This is a genomic window from Campylobacter concisus (assembly GCF_003048605.1).
Lineage (GTDB): Bacteria > Campylobacterota > Campylobacteria > Campylobacterales > Campylobacteraceae > Campylobacter_A > Campylobacter_A concisus_BM.
Genome location: NZ_PIRX01000004.1, coordinates 130965 through 147774, shown reverse-complemented (window position 1 = coordinate 147774; position 16810 = coordinate 130965). Strand labels below are relative to the sequence as shown.

At 41.1% G+C, this 16810-nt stretch carries 14 protein-coding genes; 8 read left to right on the top strand and 6 right to left on the bottom strand.

What is annotated here, in order from left to right; genetic code table 11:
• Genes lpxA through carB form a run of 5 tightly spaced genes read left to right on the top strand, consistent with a single transcriptional unit; the run spans position 1 to position 7073 of the window.
• The gene (gene lpxA / locus CVS86_RS04325) at positions 1-789 is read left to right on the top strand and encodes an acyl-ACP--UDP-N-acetylglucosamine O-acyltransferase (protein ID WP_009295380.1); all 789 of its coding nucleotides are present in this window, start codon (positions 1-3) and stop codon (positions 787-789) included.
• Positions 789-2021 (top strand): ATP-dependent Clp protease ATP-binding subunit ClpX, encoded by a 1233-nt coding sequence (clpX, locus tag CVS86_RS04320; RefSeq protein WP_012140425.1) that lies wholly within the window; start codon positions 789-791, stop codon positions 2019-2021. The genes lpxA and clpX overlap by 1 nt, the downstream gene beginning before the upstream one ends.
• A gap of 9 nt (positions 2022-2030) precedes the next feature.
• Positions 2031-3068 (top strand): rod shape-determining protein, encoded by a 1038-nt coding sequence (locus CVS86_RS04315; protein ID WP_107791084.1) that lies wholly within the window; start codon positions 2031-2033, stop codon positions 3066-3068.
• Positions 3058-3813, top strand: coding sequence for a rod shape-determining protein MreC (gene mreC, locus CVS86_RS04310; protein WP_035142556.1), 756 nt, complete (start codon positions 3058-3060; stop codon positions 3811-3813). Before CVS86_RS04315 ends, mreC begins: the two co-directional genes overlap by 11 nt.
• Positions 3813-7073, top strand: coding sequence for a carbamoyl-phosphate synthase large subunit (gene carB / locus CVS86_RS04305; RefSeq protein WP_107791083.1), 3261 nt, complete (start codon positions 3813-3815; stop codon positions 7071-7073). Before mreC ends, carB begins: the two co-directional genes overlap by 1 nt.
• 50 nt (positions 7074-7123) lie before the next feature.
• Here carB and CVS86_RS04300 read toward each other — a convergent pair whose 3' ends face one another.
• Both CVS86_RS04300 and CVS86_RS04295 read right to left on the bottom strand, forming a co-directional pair.
• Positions 7124-8263: an NAD(P)/FAD-dependent oxidoreductase gene (locus CVS86_RS04300; protein ID WP_107791082.1), complete on the bottom strand. Its 1140-nt coding sequence runs from the start codon at positions 8261-8263 to the stop codon at positions 7124-7126.
• Entirely contained in the window at positions 8260-9561 is a 1302-nt protein-coding gene (locus CVS86_RS04295; RefSeq protein ID WP_107791081.1) for an MFS transporter, read from the bottom strand. Before CVS86_RS04295 ends, CVS86_RS04300 begins: the two co-directional genes overlap by 4 nt.
• Before the next feature lie 113 nt (positions 9562-9674).
• Between CVS86_RS04295 and CVS86_RS04290 the strand changes: the two genes are divergently transcribed.
• A complete protein-coding gene (locus tag CVS86_RS04290; RefSeq protein ID WP_107791080.1) occupies positions 9675-10316 on the top strand; it encodes a non-canonical purine NTP pyrophosphatase in 642 nt (213 codons plus the stop codon).
• On the opposite strand, the gene CVS86_RS04285 is transcribed toward CVS86_RS04290, so the two are convergent.
• The 3 genes from CVS86_RS04285 to CVS86_RS04275 form a co-directional block, all read right to left on the bottom strand.
• Positions 10309-11031 (bottom strand): tetratricopeptide repeat protein, encoded by a 723-nt coding sequence (locus CVS86_RS04285; protein WP_107791079.1) that lies wholly within the window; start codon positions 11029-11031, stop codon positions 10309-10311. The genes CVS86_RS04290 and CVS86_RS04285 overlap by 8 nt on opposite strands.
• A gap of 70 nt (positions 11032-11101) precedes the next feature.
• On the bottom strand, positions 11102-11665 hold the full coding sequence (locus tag CVS86_RS04280) for a hypothetical protein (protein ID WP_021089388.1): 564 nt from the start codon (positions 11663-11665) through the stop codon (positions 11102-11104).
• Positions 11655-13052 carry an AAA family ATPase gene (locus CVS86_RS04275; protein ID WP_021089423.1) on the bottom strand — a complete coding sequence of 466 codons (1398 nt, stop codon included), beginning with the start codon at positions 13050-13052 and terminating at the stop codon, positions 11655-11657. The genes CVS86_RS04280 and CVS86_RS04275 overlap by 11 nt, the downstream gene beginning before the upstream one ends.
• 93 nt (positions 13053-13145) lie before the next feature.
• Here CVS86_RS04275 and CVS86_RS04270 point away from each other — a divergent pair, with 93 nt between their 5' ends.
• Both CVS86_RS04270 and rmuC read left to right on the top strand, forming a co-directional pair.
• The gene (locus CVS86_RS04270; RefSeq protein ID WP_021086069.1) at positions 13146-14357 is read left to right on the top strand and encodes a saccharopine dehydrogenase family protein; all 1212 of its coding nucleotides are present in this window, start codon (positions 13146-13148) and stop codon (positions 14355-14357) included.
• 246 nt (positions 14358-14603) lie between these two features.
• Entirely contained in the window at positions 14604-16136 is a 1533-nt protein-coding gene (gene rmuC, locus CVS86_RS04265; protein ID WP_107791078.1) for a DNA recombination protein RmuC, read from the top strand.
• A gap of 17 nt (positions 16137-16153) precedes the next feature.
• Here rmuC and CVS86_RS04260 read toward each other — a convergent pair whose 3' ends face one another.
• Positions 16154-16786 (bottom strand): DUF6803 family protein, encoded by a 633-nt coding sequence (locus CVS86_RS04260; RefSeq protein WP_107791077.1) that lies wholly within the window; start codon positions 16784-16786, stop codon positions 16154-16156.
• Positions 16787-16810: the final 24 nt, after the last annotated feature.

The window sequence follows — 16810 nt, the reverse complement described above, 5'->3', positions numbered from 1 at the left end:
ATGAAAAATATCCACCAAACAGCAGTTATAGAAGATGGAGCGATCATTGGAGATGACGCAAATATCGAGGCTTACGCATTTGTAAGTAAAGATGCGGTCCTTGGCAACAACGTCACGATAAAACAAGGCGCAAGGGTGCTTGGTAAGACGAGGATCGGCGATAACTCTCGTGTATTTAGCTACGCGATCGTGGGCGACATCCCGCAAGATATCAGCTATAAAGATGAGGTCGATACTGGCGTCATCATCGGTGAGCACGCAACTATACGTGAGTTTTGCACGATAAACTCAGGCACGCACAAGGGCGATGGTATAACAAGGATCGGCGATAACGCCTTTATCATGGCATATTCTCACATTGCACACGACTGCATAATAGGCAGCAACGTCATTTTGGCAAATAATGCAACTCTAGCAGGCCACGTCGAGCTTGGCGACTACGCTGTTGTGGGCGGTCTTACGCCTATTCACCAGTTTGTTAGAGTAGGTGAGAGCTGCATGGTCGCAGGGGCTAGTGCGCTCAGTCAAGATGTAGTGCCATTTTGCCTAGCTGAGGGCAACAGAGCTTATATAAGAAGCTTAAATTTAGTTGGCATTAGGCGTAGATTTGACAAAGAGCAGGTTGAAGAGCTTGTTCGCGCTTATAAATTTTTGTTTAATCAAGGCATCAGCCTAAAAGATCAAGCAAACGAGCTGATCGCAAAAACTAGCGACGAAAATGTTAAAAAAATGTGTAAATTTATATTAGAAACGACAAGAGGAATTCCGCTTGCAAAAGGAAGAGATTAATGGCTAGAAAGTGTAATTTTTGTGGCGAGGCTGAGTCTGCTGAGAGAAGATTATTAGCAGATATCGAAGGAAACGCCTATATATGCGAGTACTGTATAGCAGCAGCATACGATATGATACATGGTGATACGAGTGTAGAAGAGAGCAAAAACGAAGAGGCGATAGAGTATCAAAAGCTCACACCAAAGGAGCTAAAAGCGGTACTTGATAACTACGTGATCGGTCAAGATAGGGCTAAAAAGGTCTTTAGCGTCGGCGTATATAACCACTATAAGAGAATTTTTAAACAAAGCGACATCAAAGACGACACTGAAATTTCAAAGTCAAATATCTTGCTTGTTGGTCCAACTGGTAGCGGCAAGACGTTGATGGCTCAGACTTTGGCGAGATTTCTTGATGTACCTATCGCGATTTGCGATGCGACAAGCCTAACTGAGGCTGGATATGTCGGCGAGGACGTTGAAAATATCCTTACAAGGCTCTTGCAAGCTGCAAATGGCGACGTGAAAAAGGCGGAGCAGGGCATTGTATTTGTCGATGAGATCGATAAGATCGCTAGAATGAGTGAAAACAGAAGCATCACAAGAGACGTTTCAGGCGAGGGCGTACAGCAAGCACTTTTAAAGATCATCGAAGGTAGCGTAGTAAATATCCCACCAAAAGGCGGCAGAAAGCATCCAAATCAAGACTTTATCCAGATAGATACGACAAATATCTTATTTGTTTGCGGCGGTGCATTTGACGGACTTCTTGATATTATCGAGCGCAGAGTTGGTAAAAACGTACTTGGCTTTAACCAAGAAAAACGTGGCAAAAATGAAAAAGAAAATTTACTAAGCCTGCTTGAGCCAGACGATCTTGTAAAATATGGCCTCATCCCAGAGCTCATCGGCAGACTTCACGTGGTTGCTACATTAAATGAGATAACAAAAGAGGATATGGTTAAAATTTTGACCGAGCCAAAAAATGCGATATTAAAACAATATCAAAAGCTCTGTGCGATCGACGGCGCTACGCTTAAATTTGATGATGAGGCGCTTGAAGAGATAGCAAGCCTTGCTATCGAGCGAAAGACTGGGGCAAGAGGGCTTAGAAGCATAATGGAAGAGCTCATGACAGATATAATGTATGATCTGCCAGAGCTAAAAGACTACGATATCGTGATCTCAAAAGAGACGGTAAAAGATAAGGCAAAGCCGATTTTGGTAAAGCACAATAAATTAACAGCGTAAAGGAAATAGATGTTTTTAGATCAGGTTATAGGTTTTTTCTCAAGTGATATGGGTATAGATTTAGGTACGGCAAACACTTTGGTTTTGGTAAAAGATAAGGGAATAATCATAAATGAACCATCGGTTGTTGCAGTAAGACGTGAAAAATATGGAAAACAAAAAATTCTAGCAGTCGGCCACGCTGCAAAAGAGATGGTGGGAAAAACTCCTGGTGACATCGAGGCGATAAGACCGATGAGAGATGGCGTTATCGCGGACTTTGACATGACAGAGAGGATGATACGCTACTTCATAGAAAAGACTCATAGAAGGAAAAATTTCTTACGCCCAAGGATCATCATCTCAGTTCCTTATGGACTTACTCAGGTTGAGAGAAAGGCTGTTAGAGAGAGCGCACTAAGTGCTGGTGCTAGAGAGGTATTTTTGATAGAAGAGCCTATGGCAGCGGCTATTGGAGCAAATTTACCAGTTCGTGAGCCACAAGGAAACCTTGTAGTTGATATCGGCGGTGGTACGACTGAGATCGGCGTCGTCTCACTTGGCGGTTTAGTTATCTCAAAGTCTATCCGCACAGCTGGCGATAAGATAGATAGCAGTATCGTTAACTACATAAAAGAAAAATACAACTTACTAATAGGCGAGAGAACAGGCGAGGAGATAAAAGTTGCCGTAGGCTCTGCTGTGCAGCTAGAAAAAGAGCTAAGTGTGGCAGTTAAAGGACGCGACCAAGTGAGCGGTCTTTTAAGCAGGGTTGAGCTAACGAGCGAGGATGTGAGAGAGGCGATGAGAGAGCCGCTAAAAGAGATCGCAGATGCGCTAAAAACTGTGCTTGAGATGATGCCGCCTGATCTTGCTGGCGATATCGTCGAGACTGGTATCGTGCTAACTGGCGGTGGAGCGCTCATTAGAGGGCTTGATAAGTTCTTGTCTGATATCGTTAAACTTCCAGTATTTGTAGCTGATGAGCCGCTTCTTGCTGTTGCTAGGGGCACAGGCAAGGCACTTCAAGAGATCGGACTTTTACAACAGCTAACAAATGAAGAGTAAGATTGTTCTTTTTGTTTTTATAGCGTTGCTTGCTGGCGCCTCGATGTTTAAGGGCGAAATTTTAAGCAACATCTCTATCAAATTTAGCAACTACGCTATAAATTCATACGACAATTTTGCCAAAAGCGTGAAAGATTATATAAATGAATATTTTAGGCAGGCTAGCGAGATAGAAAAACTAAGAGCGCAAAACAAAGAGTTAGAGCGCTCAGCTACGCTTTTATCTACTTTTGCAAACGAGCTGAATCAAATTTTAAAAGATAAAAACTCAACTGCCTACGCCCCAGCTGTAAAGCTAGTAAAAGGGCTTAGTTACGTGCATATCGGGGATTATAATAAAATTTGGATAAGCGAGTTTGAAGGATACGACCCAAATAAAATTTACGGTCTCATATATCAAGGAAGTAGCGCTGGCATCGTCATCGCAAAAGACGGCAAGCCGCTAGCCTACTTGCAAAATGACCCAAAAAGTATATTTGCAGTCTATATAGGAAATGAGAAAATTCCAGGCGTCGCGCATGGAAATCAAGGTCAAATAATGGTGAAATTTATCCCACAATGGCTCAGCCCAAAAGAGGGCGACGAGGTCTTTACGAGCGGGCTTGATGGGATATTTTTTAGTGGGGTGCCAGTAGGGCGCGTGAGTAAAATTTTAAAAGAGAGCTCCTATCAAAGCGTGATAGTAGAGCCCTATGCAAAGCTAAACATACCAAACTACCTATACGTTGTAACAAAGGAAAAATGATGCCAAAAAGAACAGATATAAATACCATTTTACTAATCGGCTCAGGCCCTATCGTCATCGGTCAAGCCTGCGAATTTGACTACTCAGGCACGCAAGCGGCCAAGACGCTAAAAGAGCTTGGATACCGCGTAGTGCTCATCAACTCAAACCCAGCCACCATCATGACTGATCCAAATTTCGCCGACGCAACGTATATTGAGCCGATCACAAAAGATAGCATTTTAAAGATCATAGAAAAAGAAAAGATAGACGCCATTTTGCCAACTATGGGCGGTCAAGTGGCACTAAACACCGCCATGGAGGTCTTTGAGAGTGGCCTTTTAAAGGATGTGAAATTTCTTGGTGCAAACCCAGAAGCGATAAAAAAGGGCGAAGATAGACAAATTTTTAAAGCGACCATGCAAAAGATCGGCATGGACCTGCCTGAAAGTAGATATGCTTATAACATGGACGACGCGCTAAATGCGGCAAATGAGATAGGCTTTCCGCTAATCATAAGAGCTAGCTATACGCTTGGCGGCGCAGGAAGCGGCGTGGCTTATAATATGGATGAGTTTAAAGAGCTAGCCAACACAGGCCTTGATGCAAGTCCGATACATGAAATTTTGATAGAAGAGAGCTTGCTTGGCTGGAAAGAGTACGAGATGGAGGTTATCAGAGATAGAAATGACAACTGCATCATCGTATGCTCGATCGAGAATTTCGACCCAATGGGTGTGCATACAGGCGATAGCATCACGGTCGCACCAGCACTCACACTCACAGATAAAGAGTATCAGGCTATGCGTGACGCTAGCTTTGCCATACTTCGTGAGATCGGCGTTGATACTGGCGGCAGCAACGTGCAGTTTGCCATAGACCCAAAAACGGGTCGCATGATCGTTATCGAGATGAACCCACGAGTTAGCCGCAGCTCAGCGCTAGCAAGTAAAGCTACTGGCTACCCGATCGCAAAGGTCGCGACGTTGCTTGCAGTTGGTTTTAGCCTAGATGAGATCAAAAATGATATCACTGGCACGCCTGCTAGCTTTGAGCCTGTGATCGACTACATCGTGACAAAGATCCCACGTTTTACATTTGAGAAATTTCCAGGATCAAACCCATATCTAGGCACTGCGATGAAGTCAGTTGGCGAGATTATGGCGATTGGTAGGACATTTAAAGAGAGTATCCAAAAGGCGCTTTGCAGCCTAGAGCGCGATCTTAGCGGTTTTAATAGCTTAAATTTAGAGAAAAATGCCCTAGTTTATGGCATCAGAAATGCGAACGAGCAGAGAATTTTATATATCGCGCAGGCATTTAGAGATGGCTTTAGTGTGGCTGAGGTGCATGAGTTTAGCAAGATCGATCCTTGGTTTTTAGAGCAAATTTATGAGATAGTTAAATTTGAAGATAAGATCGACATGGATATCTTAAACAACGAAGAGTTGCTTAGAGAGGCCAAAAGCATGGGCTTTTCAGACAAGATGATAGCGGTGCTTATAAATGAAAAAGACGATCTTGAGCTTAGTCAAAATGATATCTATTTTGCTAGGCAGAAGCTTGGCATCGAGCTTGAATACAACGAGGTTGATACTTGTGCGGGTGAGTTTAAAGCGCTAACGCCGTATCTCTACTCATCTACAAATATCACTAAATTTCCTAAAAAAGAGCCAGTAAAAGAGGCTAAAAAGGTGATGATAATAGGCGGCGGTCCAAACAGGATCGGCCAGGGCATAGAGTTTGACTACTGCTGCGTGCATGCAAGCTACGCCCTAAGAGACCTTGGCGTAAAGACGATAATGTACAACTGCAACCCAGAAACCGTCTCAACCGACTACGACACGAGCGATATTTTGTACTTTGAGCCGATAGATTTTGAGCACGTGAGAGCTGTCATCGAGCGTGAAAAGCCAGATGGCGTCATCGTGCATTTTGGCGGTCAAACTCCGCTTAAATTTGCAAAACGCCTAAGCGTGATCGGTGCTAAGATCATCGGCACAACTGCAAGAGTGATCGACGTGGCCGAGGATAGAAAGAAATTTAGCGAATTTATAAATAAAATAGGCGTCCTTCAGCCTAAAAATGACACCGCTACTAGCTTAGAAGAAGCCTTACAAAAGGCAGCAACCATCGGCTATCCAGTGCTTGTTCGTCCAAGCTACGTACTTGGTGGCAGGGCGATGAGAAGGGTGCATAACGAGAGCGAGCTAAAAGAGTATATGAGTGAGGCGGTAAAGGTTAGCAACCACTCACCAGTGCTACTTGATAAATTTTTACAAGACGCAAAAGAGCTCGACGTAGACGCGATATGTGACGGCAAAGAGGTCTATATAGGTGCGATAATGGAGCACATCGAGGAGGCTGGAATTCACTCAGGCGATTCAGCTTGCATATTGCCACCGATGAGCTTAAGTGATGAAATGATAAAAAAAGTGGAGAAGCAAACCAGAGATATCGCGCTAAATTTAGGCGTTGTCGGCCTTATGAATATCCAGTTTGCTATCTATGAAAATGAGCTTTATATGATCGAGGTAAATCCTCGTGCGAGCAGGACCGTTCCGTTTGTGAGTAAGGCCACTGGCGTGCCTATGGCAAAGGTAGCTACAAGAGTTATGTGGCAGGGAAATTTACGTGAGGCGCTTAAATTTTATGATGATTACAAGGTCGTTTATGAGGACGGTGATATCTTAAAACCTCGCGTTAGCTCGCATGTTTGTGTAAAAGAGTGCGTGCTGCCGTTTAACAAGCTAAGTGGCGCTGATCTCATCCTTGGCCCTGAGATGAAGAGCACGGGCGAGGTCATGGGTATCAGCCACGACTTTGCAAGCTCATTTGCAAAGAGCCAGATCGCTGCGAGCAACACTTTACCAAGCAAGGGCAGGGTATTTTTAACGCTAGCTGACGCTGATAAGTCTTACGCACCCGATCTTGCAAAAGAGCTAATAGCACTTGGTTTTAGCATCGTCGCAACTGGCGGTACGCATAAAATTTTAATCGAAGCTGGCGTGGAGGCTGAGTTTGTCTATAAGATAAGCGAGGGCAGACCAAACGTCGAAGATAGACTTAAAAATGGCGACATAGCACTTGTTATAAATACAAGCGATACTAAATCAAGCGTGGATGATGGCAAAAAGATCCGCCAAAATGTGCTTAGATTTAAGATCCCATACTTCACAACTATCCGTGCAGCACTTGCAGCTGCCAAGTCGCTAAGCACAGTTCAAACTGGCAAAGCACTTGAGGTAAAAAGCTTGCAAGAGTATCTAAGCGAGAAATAATAAATTTAGTGGCAGTTTTTGCTGCCACTAGCTAAATTTCACTCTGATTTTTAGCTATTTTTTAAAGCGTTAGCCACCTTTAGAGCGCTGGCAAATGCAAAGTGCAGGTTGTATCCACCAAGCATACCGGTGATATCTAAAACTTCACCTATAAAATAAAGCCCTTTTACGCTTTTGCTCTCTAAATTTTCATCTAAAAACTCTGTTTTTACACCACCTTTTGTAACTTCAGCCCTTTCAAAGCCAAATGTCCCAGCCGGGGCAAATTCATAGGCAAAAAGCCTTTTTATGATACTTTTTTCATCATCATTAAATTCATAAAATGCCCTATCTTTTAAGCCAAAATTTCTTAAAAACTCCAGTACAAATCTCTTTGGCAAAGGCAAAACCGAACTAAGCTGCTTTTTACCATTTACTAAATTTTTCTCACTAAATTTAGGCAAAAAATTTATGCAAATTCGCCCCTTTTGCCAAAAAAGTGAGGCGTTTAGTATCGCTGGACCGCTTATGCCTCTGTGCGTAAAAAGCACGTCGCCGCTAAATTTATGGCTCTCTTTTTTGCCATTTATCTCCACGTCCGCACTTAGACTAACGCCGCTAAGCTCTTTAAACCAAAACTCATCTTTTTGCACGCTAAAGCCAACAAGGGCAGGCGCAGGCATTGAGAGCTCAAGGCCAAATTCGCTAGCTATCTTGTAACCAACATCGCTTGCGCCAAGGGCTTTGTAGCTTAGTCCGCCACTTGCGATGACTAAATTTCTAGCTCTAAATTTCTCATCTCTAGATGAAATTTCAAAAATTTCATCTACTTTTTTAGCGCCGATAACCTCTTTATTATAAAAAATATCTGCATTTTGTCTTTTTAAAAGCAGGCTCAAAACGCTCTTTGCACCGCTGTCACAGAAAAATTGATTTTGTTTTTGCTCGCTAAATTTAAGCTCACTAAAAAATTCCAAAACCTGATCCGGGCTTAACACTTTTAAAATTTGCTCTATAAATTTTTGCTCGCCAAGGTAGTTTTTGGCGCTTACAAAGCGGTTTGTGATGTTGCACCTGCCACCACCGCTTGCCAAGATCTTTTTGCCAGCGCTGCTGTTTTTCTCTAAAATGGCAACCTTTTTGCCCTTTAAATTTGCCCCTAAAAAGAGCCCGCTAGCGCCAGCACCAACGATGATGACGTCGTAGATCAAAACTTCAAGCTCTCTTTTAAGGCCGCCTCGCTTGTTAGGCGAGAGTCAAATTTGATCACTTGATTTTTCTCGTTTTTGTAATAATCCACCACGCCTTTTTGGCTATTTAGAAGCTCTAAATTTAAGCTCGCTTCTGGGCTTAGGTAGATATTTTTAAAAATTCTTGGATCGCTTAGGCTAAATAGCAAAACAAGCCAGATCACGCAAAGCACCACGCAGACGATGGCAAGCACTTTAAAACTAAAAGCATGCATGATATATCCGCCAAACGCGCCCCCAACGAAGCTTCCAAAGTAGCCAAATGAGTTAAAGATGCCAAGAGCGGTGCCTTTTTGTGAGGATTTTACAAATTTTGTCGCGGTTGATTGCATGATTGGCTCGTGGAGGTTAAAACCTATAAAAAATATCGCGATGCCAAGCACAAAGACAAATAGCGTAAAGCTCAAGACAAAAATGGTGTAGGTTATGGCAAAAAGCAGCGTGCCTGCTATCAAGATGACCTTGCTAAGCCCCTTGCCATCGCCCAAAGCGCCAGCTAGCCCCATAGCCAAAAAGCCAAGCACAGCGCCAAGCGTATAGACCTTGTAAAGCTCGCTGCTCTCATAGCCATACTCTCTTACCAAAACGATCGGGATCACCAAAAATGCGATGCTTGTGAGCATCTTTTGCATGAAAGAGGTGAAATTTATGATCATATAGTCTTTTTGTAAAAAGAGCTTGCCAAATGGCACCTTCTGGGCCTTTGCGCTCACTTTTATCTCTTTTGGCACGACGGTGTAGAGCAGCACGACGCAAAGCAGGCTAAGAGCAGCGCTTAGATAAAAGAGGCTTGATAGGCCGTAGCTTCTAGCAAGAAGCGGTCCAAGCACCATCGAAAGCGTAAAGCTAAGCCCTATAAAAGCGCCCATGATCGCCATAGCTTTTGAGCGGTTTTCTTCTGTTACAAAGTCGCTTATCATCGCTGTTGCCACGGCTCCCACGGCTCCCACACCTTGTAAAAATCTACCAAAAAGCATCGTGTAAATTTCACTTGCCAGCGCGCAGACGATAGAGCCAGCCACAAAGATCAAAAGGCCTATGGTTAGCGCTTTTTTGCGGCCGATCTTGTCTGAGAGAGCGCCAAAGGGCACTTGAAATATCATCTGTGAGATCGCATAGACGCCTACTATTAGCCCCACTAAAAACTCATTTGCGCCGCTTAAATTTAGCGCATAAAGGCTAAGCACTGGTAGGACTATGAAAAGCCCAAAAAATCTGCTAGCTACGATAAAAGATAGTGGCAAAACGCTTTTTAACATAAATTTTTCCCTTATTTTTAAAAGGACTAAGTTTATCATTTTAACACTAATTTAAATTTAAAAATTTAATCTACTTTTTTGTAAAATACGCCCAAAAATCAAGGAGTTTTGCGATGAAAATCGTGCTTGCGACATCAAATTTAGACAAAGTAAAAGAGATAAAAGAGTTTTTAAAAGGCTATGAAATTTACGCACTAAGCGAGATTGTAAAGCCATTTGAGATCGTTGAAGATGGCAGCACTTTTCAAGCAAATGCGCTCATAAAATCAAGAGCTGTCTTTGCAAAGCTTAAAGAGCAGGGACTTGATGGCGAATTTGTCTCACTTAGTGATGATAGTGGCATCAGCGTGGATGCGCTTGGTGGCGAGCCAGGGATCTACTCTGCGCGTTACTTTGACCTTGATGAAAATGGCAAAGTGCGCGGCAAAAACGCAAATGACACAAACAATAGAGCAAAGCTAATTAGCAAGCTAAAGGCGCTAAATTTAAAGAGCTCACTAGCTCACTATACCGCCTGTATCGCCATTAGCTCAAAATTTGGAGATTACACGACGCATGGCTTTATGTATGGCGAGGCGATAAACGAGGAGCGCGGTACAAACGGCTTTGGCTACGACGCACTTTTTATCCCAGATGGCTTTAACAAGACGCTTGGCGAGCTAGATAACGAGACAAAGCTTAAAATTTCTCACCGCTCAAAGGGGCTGGAGCTTGCAAATTTCGTGCTAAAAAGTCTAAAGAAAAACTTTAGTTAAGCTCTTTTAGCCCCTTCTTTGCGCGCTCCAATAGATCAAGGGCGCGATGGTTTTGCTCTTTGCCTTTTAAAATTTCAAGCACTTCTTTGTAGTTTTTGGCGGCTTGATCTTTTCCATCAAGCTTTGCTAGGTCGTTAGCGACCTCTATTAAAAGCTCTGATCGCACAAGCTCGTTATTGCTTAGATCTGGCGTGATATCAAGTAAATTTAACGCTAAAATGTGGTTTTCGTAAGCTTTTGCAAAGTCATTTTTCATGTAGTAGGCGTTACCGATGGACTTTATGCAAAGCAGCTCGTCGCGCATCGGCGTATTTGAGTTGGTATCATAAATTTTTTGAGCTTCTTGAAAATTAGCAAGCGCTTCGTCATATTTGCCTAGCGCCTTTTTTGCTGCGCCTATGTTTTGATAAGAGCGCGCTAGCAGCAGTTTGTCACTAACGTTTGCCGCGAGCTCTAGGGCTTTTTGTGAGAGCTCTAGTGCCTTTTGTGGCTCTTTATTTACCATGCAAATGCTGGCGCCATTTATGAGTGAAGTGATCGCCTGCTGGGCATTGCCAGCCTTTAGGCAAGCCTGGGTCGCTTGCGTGGCTAAATTTATAGCGCGAGCTAAATTTCTATCACTTTTATAAAACTCATTTACGCTCTCTTGAACTAGCTTGTCACAGCTACTTGCAAAGAGGCAAATAGGCGCTAAAAATGGCAAAATTTTCTTCATCTTTTTACATTTAATCTTAACATTTAGTAGCAAATTTGAACAACAATATTGACTGTAATACCAACTTTAACTATTTAAAAAACGAATAGCCATTAGGAATATCAACTATTCCATCTTTATCAGCACTAACTGCTTCCATTAATATATCAGAACAATAGCGAACTGGTTTTTTACTGGATATATTAATCTTGGGATAAATATAATATTTTTTAGAGATATCATCTAAATTGAATTTAGTAAAACAGTCAATATTGAAGTAGTCTCTATAGCAATTTAGTAAATACTCTAAGAAAAGCTTTGAAGACTTTAACTGTAAAACGGCTTTATCTATGTGTTTAATACTTGATTTAATTTCGCAAAAATATATTCTTAAGCCATCTCTTAAATTTAAAAAAACTATAAAATCACAATGTGAATCAGTTGAAACACTATCCCCTTTAAAAAACTTAATTGTATGAGTTTGTTCCTTTTGTCGTAGTATTACAACATCATCTTTATTTTTAAATGTAAAATTTATTGTTTTAATAAAACTTTCTTTTTTTTCTTCCGTTATTTTAAATGAGTTGCCGCAGGGTTTAATTTTTAATTCATCACAAATATTTTCTACAAAATCTTTTAAATTTTTATTCGTCATTTTTATTACTCTCTATAAGTGCAGCAAAAATTAAGCTTTGATTTTCATTTTGCATATCTATTGGAGAATCGAAAGTATTCATAAAAATTCCGCGTTCATTGATATCAACGCTACTCAAAATGTTTTTACCTTTTTTATTCTCTGCCAAATATGCTTTTACTTTTTGATGGTTAATTTTGTACTCTTTTGTATAACCTTTATTTTTAAATTTATCTATCTGGTTGTCAGTTAAACTTTCAAGCATTATACAATTACTTATTTCGCGAACAATATAATCACTATGAGTTGTTATAAACACTTTTATACCCGCATTTGCAAGTAATACCAAAAGCCTAGCAACTAAAATCTGATTATTTGGATGTAGATTTAATTCAGGCTCATCAATCATAAGGATGTCTTTCTTGCTGGCCGTATTAAGAATATAGAAATTTAACATTAAAAGAGATCTAACGGAGCTAGAAGCTATCTCTATATTGTAACCTTTTCTTGATTTTTTGGGTTGAAATAAAATTCCTATATCTGTAACCTTATATTTACCTCCAACTAAATTGCTTAATACCTTTAGGATTTCTTGATTCTTGCTATTGTCCTCTTTAAAACAACTATCTTTTTTAGATAGTTGTTTTAAGCTCCTTATAAAATTAATATTGTCTCTAACCGGTTTTGGGTATAGTTGTTTTTTTTCATCTAATATTTCAAATACATCAACATCTTCATCTCTTGCCATTCTTTTTAAAGTTTCCAATTTTGCTATTTTTGTAAAGTCAAGTTCTTCTTGAAAAATTGATGCTCCAGTCCTTTCAACGCTCAAAATAAAATTATTTCTTAAAATTATATGTAGTAAAGCGTCAGATAAAAGATTCATGTAGTCAGCAATATATCTTTTACCTATAATACTATTTATGGGTTTTATTATAAGTCCATCATCATATAGAATATGTTCAAACCTTCTTTTTGCCCTTACCAATAAATTATCTGATATTAAAAATACATTAATGGCGTCTTTTATTTCATCCATTGAAATTGAGATTTCAACATTAAATTCTAAATTCGCAAAGTCATCTTCTTTTCCAGCCATAACTCCAATTAAAAAATATTCTTCGTACATTTTTGACTTGCTTAACATATGTTTTTGTAATCGTTCTTTGATTTTATTATATGTAAGTTTTATTTCTTGTATATCATCATGTTCTACATTATCAGAAATATCCCCTCTAGCTCTATAATAAGGTACCTCTCGTATATTGCGCATATAGTCTAAATAGCCATACAAACTGTAAGTAGCGTAAGTTTTGCCTGTATTATTTTCACCACATATAATAGTCAGATCGCCTACCTCAAAATTTGCCTCATCAAGCATTCCAACATTTTTCAGGCTTACTTTCATCAATAATCCTTTGAAATTTTTAAATTTATAATTATTTAAACGGGATTGTATCTAAAAAAAGATAAAATCGAAGGAAAATTAAAGGAGCCAAAAATGTCAAATATCTTAATCATCGGAGCAGGTGGCGTGAGCCAAGTCGCAACCGTAAAATGTGCGATGAACTCGGACGTTTTTACAAATATCACCCTAGCAAGCCGCACAAAAAGCAAGTGCGACGCGATCGCTAAATTTATAAAAGATCGCCTTGGCGTGCAGATAAATACCGCGCAGATCGACGCTGACGACACAGCGGCTGTGGTGGAGCTCATCAAACAAACAAAGGCTGACTTGCTACTAAATGTCGCACTGCCGTATCAAGACCTAACCCTTATGGACGCTTGCGTAAAGGCTGGCATACCTTATATCGACACCGCAAACTACGAGCACCCAGACACCGCAAAATTTGAGTATAAGCTTCAGTGGGCGAAGGACGGTGACTTCAAAAACGCTGGCACCATGGCGCTTCTTGGCTCTGGCTTTGACCCAGGCGTGACAAACGTATTTTGCGCCTATGCACAGCAAAATTTATTTGACGAGATCCACGAGATCGATATCCTAGACTGCAACGCTGGCGATCACGGATATCCATTTGCGACAAATTTCAACCCAGAGATAAATTTACGTGAAGTTAGCGCAAATGGCCGCTACTGGGAGGCTGGCAAGTGGATCGAGACAAAGCCGATGCAGATCATGTTTAAGTGGGACTATCCAAAAGTAGGCGTCAAAGATAGCTATCTGCTCTATCACGAGGAGCTAGAGAGCCTAGTTAAAAACATCAAAGGGCTAAAGAGAATTCGCTTTTTTATGACCTTTGGACAAAGCTATCTAACCCACATGAAGTGCCTAGAAAACGTGGGAATGCTACGCATTGACGAGGTCGAGCATAATGGCATGAAAATCGTGCCGATCCAGTTTTTAAAGACGCTTCTACCTGATCCTGCAAGCCTTGGCCCTCGCACAAAAGGCAAAACAAACATCGGCTGCGTGATACGTGGGCTAAAAGATGGCAAAGAGCGCCAAGTCTATATCTATAACGTCTGCGACCACGAGGCTTGCTACGCCGAGACAGGCGCGCAGGCTGTTAGCTACACCACAGGCGTGCCAGCGATGATAGGCTCACTAATGGTCGCAAAAGGCATCTGGAGTGGCAAAGGTGTCTTTAACATGGAGAATTTCGACGCAAAACCTTTCATGGACGAGCTAAATAAGCAGGGGTTGCCGTGGGAGGTAATAGAAATGAAACCAGGAGAGAGATACGAAGTTTAAATTTTAGACTCGCTAGGCTTGTCTTTTTCTACTTATACTTCGTTGAAATTCGATTTTTAATGCTCACGTATCACATATACGCTCCGCTTAAAAATCGAATTTCGCCTTGTCTAAGCGAAAAATACTTCGCCTAAATTTAGTTCCGCAACAAACTGCCCGCCTAGTCTTAAGAATTTGCTCATTCATTTCACAACTCTTTTACAAATTTTCAAATATAATAAAGCCAAAATTTAAAAGGAAATTTTAGTGCTAACGATAGAAAATTTATATATTTTGGTGGCAGCTCTTGCGCTTATTTGCGTGATGCTAACAGCTTTTTTGATAAGTGCAAATTTGAAAAATGCAAAGCAAAGAGAAGCTTTAGAAAATTTACAAGATGAGCTAAAAGATAGTGAGCGGCTAAATATCGAGCAAAGAGCAAAGCTTGAAGCAAATAGTGACAAGATAAATGAGCTAGCTAAAAATTTAGACGAGTATAAAATTTCGCTCAAGCAAAAAGATGAAAAAGAGGACGAGCTAGAGCGCGAGCTAAGGCGCCTAAACGAGGAGCTTGGCAGCCAGACAAAGATGGCTGAGATGGCAAAGACGCTATCTTTAAATTTGCAAAACGAGCTTGGTGCAAAAGAGGATGAGCTAAAAAGATCAAACGAGAGTGAAAATGAGCTAAAACGCGCTATCGTCGCACTAAAAAGTGAGATCGAGGCCAAAGAAAACATCCTAAGGTCGCAAGAAGAGAATTTAAACAAGGTGAAAAACGAGCTAAATTTAGAGTTTGCAAACCTTGCAAATAAGATATTTGAAGAAAAAAGTGCAAATTTCTCAAAAAATAGCAAAGAGTCGCTTGAACTCTTGCTAACGCCACTTGGAGAGAAGATAATAAGCTTTGAAAAGAGGGTAAATGACGCCCACAGCGACTCGCAAAAGAGCGCAGGCGAGCTTAGCGCGCAGCTAAAAGAGGTGGTCGAGCTTGGCAAAAATATGTCAAAAGAGGCAAACTCGCTAAGCACGGTGCTAAAAGGCAGCAACAAGGTTCTTGGCAACTGGGGCGAGATGCAGCTTGAGCGAACACTGGAAGCTGCAGGGCTAGAAAAGGGCACGCACTACACTACGCAAGAGAGTTTTGACGTGAGCGGCAAAAAGCTCATACCTGACTTTGTCATAAATTTCCCAGACGACAAACAGATGATAATAGACAGCAAAGTCTCACTCCATGCCTACGAAAAAGCAGTTGCGGCGGCTGACCCGGCGCAGAGCAAACTAGCTCTTGGTGAGCATATCGCCTCAATAAAAAAGCACATCGACGAGCTAGCTAAAAAAGACTACTCATCGCTTGTAAAAAGCCCTGATTTTGTGCTGATGTTTGTGCCAGTTGAGCCGGCATTTTTGGAGGCTTTGAAATTTGATCCAAATTTGTTTAACTACGGCTATGAGAAAAAAGTGGTGCTAGTCTCGCACACGACGCTCATGCCGCTACTTCGTGTGGTGGCAAATTTATGGCGCATGGAAAATGGCAATAAAGAGGCGAAGGAAATTTTAAAAAGCGCAAATGAAATTTATGAGAAATTTTGCACCGTCGCTGAGAAGCTAAATAGGCTTGGAAACTCGGTGAGATCGGTAAATGATAACTTTAACGAGGTCGTTAAAAGCGTGAGCGGTCAAGGTGGGCTTGATAGCAGGCTGGAGAAATTTAAAAAGATCGCTATAAATCCCAAAGATACGCAGATAAAAGAGCTTGAAGCAAGACCTAGAGAGATCTTGCTAGCTAGCTCTAAAGAGTAAATTTGGAGCTTTTAAATTTAGTGGTGCATATGCATATTAGTTGAGTTATCTTCACTCATATTTTGCATCATCATATTCATATGCATCTCACCCATATTTTGCATCATCTTGTGGTGATCGTGCATTGGCATATCTGCTGGCATGTTCATCGGCATATTCATATGCATATCCATCGTGCCGTTTTCAGCCTTGTAGCCCGTTATGGTAGGATCAACCATGCCAAATATCATAGCGACGTGTCCGACGATCAAGAAGAATATGAGTAGACAAAAGTGAAGCTTTAGCTTTGCCTTTTCGCTTGCGTTTTTGTAGATCAAATTTAGCTCTAAAAGTGCGATGCCAAGAAGTGGTATGACGCCGATGAGATATGAGTAGATAGCGATGACATCGGCATATCCACGCCATTTTATACTTGGATAAATTTTTGCCATAAAATAGATCACAAGAGCTGTAAAATAGACCCCAAGCACTATGCCAACAAATTTGCTAATAGCTTTAAAGCCAGCATTTTTGCCGCTATCCATGTGATACATCGTAAAAAACTCCATCGCCACCAAAAGCTCAGCAAGCCCCATAGGTATCACCATGTAGAGGATTAGATTGTAAGGTTGGTCGAGCGATAAAAGCTCCATGTAGTGTGTCATTACCATTGTAAATCCTTTGTAAAAATTTAA